This is a genomic window from Moorena sp. SIO3E8 (assembly GCF_010692445.1).
Classification (GTDB): Bacteria; Cyanobacteriota; Cyanobacteriia; order Cyanobacteriales; family Coleofasciculaceae; genus Moorena; species Moorena bouillonii.
Genome location: NZ_JAAHHM010000262.1, coordinates 1 through 4,682, shown reverse-complemented (window position 1 = coordinate 4,682; position 4,682 = coordinate 1). Strand labels below are relative to the sequence as shown.

The window sequence follows — 4,682 nt, the reverse complement described above, 5'->3', positions numbered from 1 at the left end:
TGGGGTGAGGCTAGGAACTGAGACAGCAGGGGCAGATTGGGCAGACAAACGCATGGTCACTCATGAAACTCTCAGCTAACTTGTAAGCCTAGCATTTATTAGCTTTCATGAGAATGAAATAGCCCTGTAAAGATTGGGAGTTATCCAGAGTAGATTTGATTGCACCAGAACTGATGCTAGCAGAAGTCGGAAATATTATCTGGAAAAGACAAAGAGTAGGTTTGATTACTGAACCAGAGGGAAATAGTCTCATTGCCCACCTACTAGCACTCTCTCTGCCAACAGTAGAGACAAAAACTATTCTACCAAGAGCCTATAGTTTGGGAGCAGCTTTTGACCGGACTGTTTATGATGCCCTCTATCTAGCCTTAGCAGAGGCAATGACAGCTAAGTTCATCACGGCAGATCTGCGCTTGTATAATGCAGTTAGTGGGAATTTACCATTCATTGACTACTTAGGGAATTACTAAGTTGACTTTTTCCCTGCTTGAAACACAACCAAGAAGTCACAACAGCGATGGTCTTAAGAGGTTGTCTGAGAAGTATCATTTGCTACATCCAAGCCCCCGTTGGTCCCCCAATTTTGGGGGACTTTTAGAAGCAAATTGACTCTTCCCCCCAAGCGAGGGATTGCTCGCTTGGGGGGCTAGGGGGGCAAAATTCAGTATCAAAAAACTTTTCAGATATCCTCTAAGGCCAAAGGCCACGCTACGGGAACAGAGCCGCTACGGGAACGCACTAAAAGAGCATCGCACTCGAATATAGCAAGTCTTATACCAATGAGGTACAAATATCTGGGTTTTAGGGAGCAGGGAGCAGGGAGCAGGGAGCAGGGAAGAGGGAAGAGGGAAGAGGGAAAAAATAATGTGTACCTCATAGCTATGATAAACGCTATAGTTTTGTTTTGGATCAGACGATAAATCTTAAGTTAGATGCGCTCCCAGGTTAGATAATGATGATTGCCGTCTTGAGTAGGTGCACTCAATACTAGCCTGCTATCTGATGAAAATTCAAAAGTACGTTCCAAGTCTGTACCAGTCCAGTCAGGAATAAGGCTAACTTCCACATGATGAACGACTTTTTTTCCTTTAATTTCATATTTACCGCTATAGGAAATGTAGTTAGTGGATGCCTGAAGATATCTAAAGATACCTTTAATATACTTCCACCCATTGATTAATAACCAGGGTTTTAATAAGACTTGTCTTGCTTTGATAAGCTCTTCAGTAGGAATATCAATATTCGGGCGATTTTCTCTCATAATGGTAGCAGACATATGTTGATATTCTGTGTATGTAAGATAACCAATGGGATTTTTACCCATTGGGTGGGAAACGTTTCCCTTTGGAGTTTTACTTTCCCAATAAATCAGCTTCCAAGTACCAACAAAATTAGTGTTTGTCATCTTTTCATCCTTATGTATTTAAATTAGTTATCAGTTATCAGTTATTTACCCACACGGTAGTCGTACACAATTCGTGATTTTAGCTCCTATTACCTTTACGAGATCCTAGCCAAACCACTACATCGTTACCACGACCGAAATATCACCCCAGAGTATTTTTATCCTTGGCTTGGTGCGTTAATAACGCACCCGACACCGGATGCGATCGCGTAGCGTGACCTACGGTCAATCGCTTTTGCCGATTCCCGATTCCCGATTCCCTACACCCTACTCCCTACACCCTACTCCCTACACCCTACTCTCTACACCCTACTCCCTACTCCCTACTCCCGTCTTGATGCAGTCGCTCATGGGGGAAACCCCCTGTTCCCTTGCTGCATCGCTACTCCCTACTCCCTACTCCCTACTCCCTACTCCTTACAACCAATTTCCCAGCAAAATAAAAGCCGACCAGTACAAGGGGTGATTAAATTGCTCGCTCTGCAACAGCTGTTGTTGAGCTTGACGTAACGCTTCAGCCTTGGTAAAATTGCCCTTAGCTAACCTCTGATAGAAGCGAGTCATTAACTCTGTAGTGGCTACATCGTCCACAGACCAGAGACTGGCAAGGGTACTGCGTGCACCAGATCGCACTGCTACTCCAGCCAATCCCAACGCCGCTCGGGAGTCTCCTGGGGCTGTCCTACAAGCACTGAGGACGAGTAATTCGATGGGATTTTTTTGCTTTTGATCGGCTGAGATCAGAGTATTTAACTCATTGAGATTGATCTCCTCGTCCCAGGTCAGCAGAAAGGTTTCTTCAGCGACTGAACTAAATTCACCATGAGTGGCCAGATGAACGACTTCGTAAGCAGAGGTATTAACTTCTGTATTGAAGTTCGATTCAGTAAAGGACTCATTGAGTAAAATCAATGAGGGAACTTCGGCGTTGATATTCTCTAATTCCACCTTCACCCCAGGCAGTGCTCCTAAATTGGGACGATGGGGACGAACTTCCGCCACTCCAGCACTTAGAACCGAAACGTTTTGTCTGACATTGGCTTGAGAGTCGATTAATTGTAAACTAGGTGCTACAGCAATACTATATTTCTCGATGGAATAGCGTTCCCCGTCATAAAGCACAGACATGGGAATATTGCGCAAAGCCCCATCGGGGATAAATACTAGAGTGCGGATGTTACTGTTGGCTAGTTCGGCTTCAATCGGACCGATTAACCAGTCGTGTATTGTTTGTAAGTTTTCCTTTCTCAGAGCTCGCCAAGGGCTAGTAATATTTCTGATTACCGAAGCCAGTTGGTGTTCTATTTCTGGTTGAGGTAAGTTAGTGGTGATCTGGCGCAGAGGTTGTCCGGGCAAGGTGACAATTACTTCGAGGCGGTCTGGCAAGATAATGGTATAGAAGATCGCGGCTTTCGGGTCAATTTCGTCGATATTAACTGGTTTAGCATCTAGACAGGCATCCCGAAAAAAGTTGTCTAGTTCTGCTAGTTGTAGGGATTCAATTACATCTCGTGCTTGTTTGAGGTTTTCTTGAGATGCATTCGGTTCTAGGAGTAGTCCTACTAATTCTCGGTAGACTGGTTCAACCCTCTCTCGAAACCCAAACTGAATATCGCTACTAATGGCGACTAGGTCGCTACGGATATATTTGAGGGTTTGCACGGATTGAGAATAGGCCGCGCGAGCGCCTTTTTTATCTTCTTTTAGGTTGAGAATTCTGCCCAGTTGCCATTGCCATTGATAGGCTAAATCCGGAGCCTGGATTTCTTGAGCAATTAGTAAGGCTTTTTCGGTCAAGTCTTGGGCTTCATCAAGACGTGATTGGTTTTCGTATAATGTCCCTAGGTTACCAATGGCTTCAGCTTCGGCTCTTTTATCTCCTAAATTCCTAGCTAGCTTAATAGCATCTGCGAGATAAGTAGCCAGGGAGTTGGGAGTTTTGAGTTGTGTGTTTTTAGATTTTAACAGGGTTTTGCTTAGCTTAATTCTAGCATTGATGGCGGTTTGAATGGGAGATAATTTAGTTAAGGTATAGTCGATAGCTGGCAATAATGCTCTGGCTTCTGACCACTCTTGTTTAGCTATCAATACACTCAGTTGATTTAATTGTCCCTGAATCTTCAGATGGGGTAAGGGAGATTCCTCCACAACCCGTTGATAGAAATCAAAAGCGTCTTCTGTTTCCCCTTTTAATCTAGCTGTATCTCCTAAACTGAGCAGATTTTCAGCAATCAAGGTCTGATCTGGTAAGTTTTCCGCTATGGCTAAACTTTGTTGTAAAATTGCTTGAGAGTCTTTGAATTTACCTACTCGGCGCAGCACATCACCTAGGTATTGGAGGGCGGTACTTTTGAGGCTGCTATCAGGTTGGTTTTGGAGAGTTTCCTGGATTTCAGTTAAGGTTTTAGTGGCTTGATTATACAACCCTAATACTCGTAAGGCTTGCACCTGGTAAATCTGACTTTCCGTGAATCTAGTTAAGTCTCCGATATCTTGGTAGATAGCACTCGTTTGCTGCCAAGTTGATAAGGCTTTTTCCCCCTGACCTAGTGATAAGTATACTTGTCCTTGTACTTCTAGAATTTGGGCTTGTAATTGTTGACGTTCTGTGGTATTATCAAGTTGTGATAGTTGGCTAAAACTCTGGGATAGTGTTTGTTTAGCTTGGTCTAGGTCTCCCAAGGTTTGATAAACTAAAGCTAGATTTACTAAGCAATTAATCTGACCAATAATGTCGCCACTCTCGGTGTAGTTACTAATCATTTGCTCTAACAACAGTATCGCCTCTTGATATTGACCTGTTTCATAGAGGTGTTGGGCTTGTTGGTCTAGGGAATCGGGAAGCGGGAATCGGGAATCGGGAATCGGGAATTGGGAATCGGGAATTGGGAATCGGGAATCGGGAATTGGTTGTGATTGCTGGAGAATTTGATAATGCTTTACCCGATGGTAAGAAGCAGGTTATTAATGCGATTGCAAATATAAATGATAGTTTTTTCATAATAATTAAGGGAATCGGGAATCGGGAATTTAGAATTTAGAATTGGGAATCGGGAATCGGGAATCGGCAAGAGGGAATCCGGAATCGGCAAGAGGGAAAACTGATCTTACTCCCTATCTCCCCATCTCCCCATCTCCCCATCTCCCCGCCTTTCAAGGGTATGTTTTTAAGATTCATCCAGGGGCAGGAGAAAAATCGGGAATAAATCTACCTGTAGGTAAAGGCATGCCCTTAATCGCAGATGCCAAAATTCTTAAAAATCCTCGTCTGAAACAA

General features: G+C 43.7%; 6 protein-coding genes. 2 read left to right on the top strand and 4 right to left on the bottom strand.

The features are described from left to right. Positions 1-155 precede the first annotated feature (155 nt). Entirely contained in the window at positions 156-470 is a 315-nt protein-coding gene (locus F6K46_RS38380) for a type II toxin-antitoxin system VapC family toxin (protein WP_293068367.1), read from the top strand. A gap of 209 nt (positions 471-679) precedes the next feature. Here F6K46_RS38380 and F6K46_RS38375 read toward each other — a convergent pair whose 3' ends face one another. Both F6K46_RS38375 and F6K46_RS38370 read right to left on the bottom strand, forming a co-directional pair. After that, a complete protein-coding gene (locus F6K46_RS38375; protein ID WP_293068365.1) occupies positions 680-877 on the bottom strand; it encodes a hypothetical protein in 198 nt (65 codons plus the stop codon). 51 nt (positions 878-928) lie between these two features. After that, a complete protein-coding gene (locus F6K46_RS38370; RefSeq protein WP_293068362.1) occupies positions 929-1,405 on the bottom strand; it encodes a lipocalin-like domain-containing protein in 477 nt (158 codons plus the stop codon). A gap of 214 nt (positions 1,406-1,619) precedes the next feature. Here F6K46_RS38370 and F6K46_RS38365 point away from each other — a divergent pair, with 214 nt between their 5' ends. Further along, the gene (locus F6K46_RS38365; protein WP_293068359.1) at positions 1,620-1,871 is read left to right on the top strand and encodes a hypothetical protein; all 252 of its coding nucleotides are present in this window, start codon (positions 1,620-1,622) and stop codon (positions 1,869-1,871) included. On the opposite strand, the gene F6K46_RS38360 is transcribed toward F6K46_RS38365, so the two are convergent. Then, positions 1,823-4,180 (bottom strand): CHAT domain-containing protein, encoded by a 2,358-nt coding sequence (locus F6K46_RS38360; protein ID WP_293068356.1) that lies wholly within the window; start codon positions 4,178-4,180, stop codon positions 1,823-1,825. The genes F6K46_RS38365 and F6K46_RS38360 overlap by 49 nt on opposite strands. Positions 4,181-4,208: 28 nt before the next feature. Beyond that, the gene (locus tag F6K46_RS38355) at positions 4,209-4,406 is read right to left on the bottom strand and encodes a hypothetical protein (RefSeq protein WP_293068353.1); all 198 of its coding nucleotides are present in this window, start codon (positions 4,404-4,406) and stop codon (positions 4,209-4,211) included. Positions 4,407-4,682 lie beyond the last annotated feature (276 nt).

Bases quoted from the DNA above. Each gene is read 5' to 3' on its own strand.
- F6K46_RS38370 (WP_293068362.1), bottom strand. From the start codon at position 1,405: ATGACAAACACTAATTTTGTTGGTACTTGGAAGCTGATTTATTGGGAA.
- F6K46_RS38375 (WP_293068365.1), bottom strand. From the start codon at position 877: ATGAGGTACACATTATTTTTTCCCTCTTCCCTCTTCCCTCTTCCCTGC.
- F6K46_RS38355 (WP_293068353.1), bottom strand. From the start codon at position 4,406: ATGAAAAAACTATCATTTATATTTGCAATCGCATTAATAACCTGCTTC.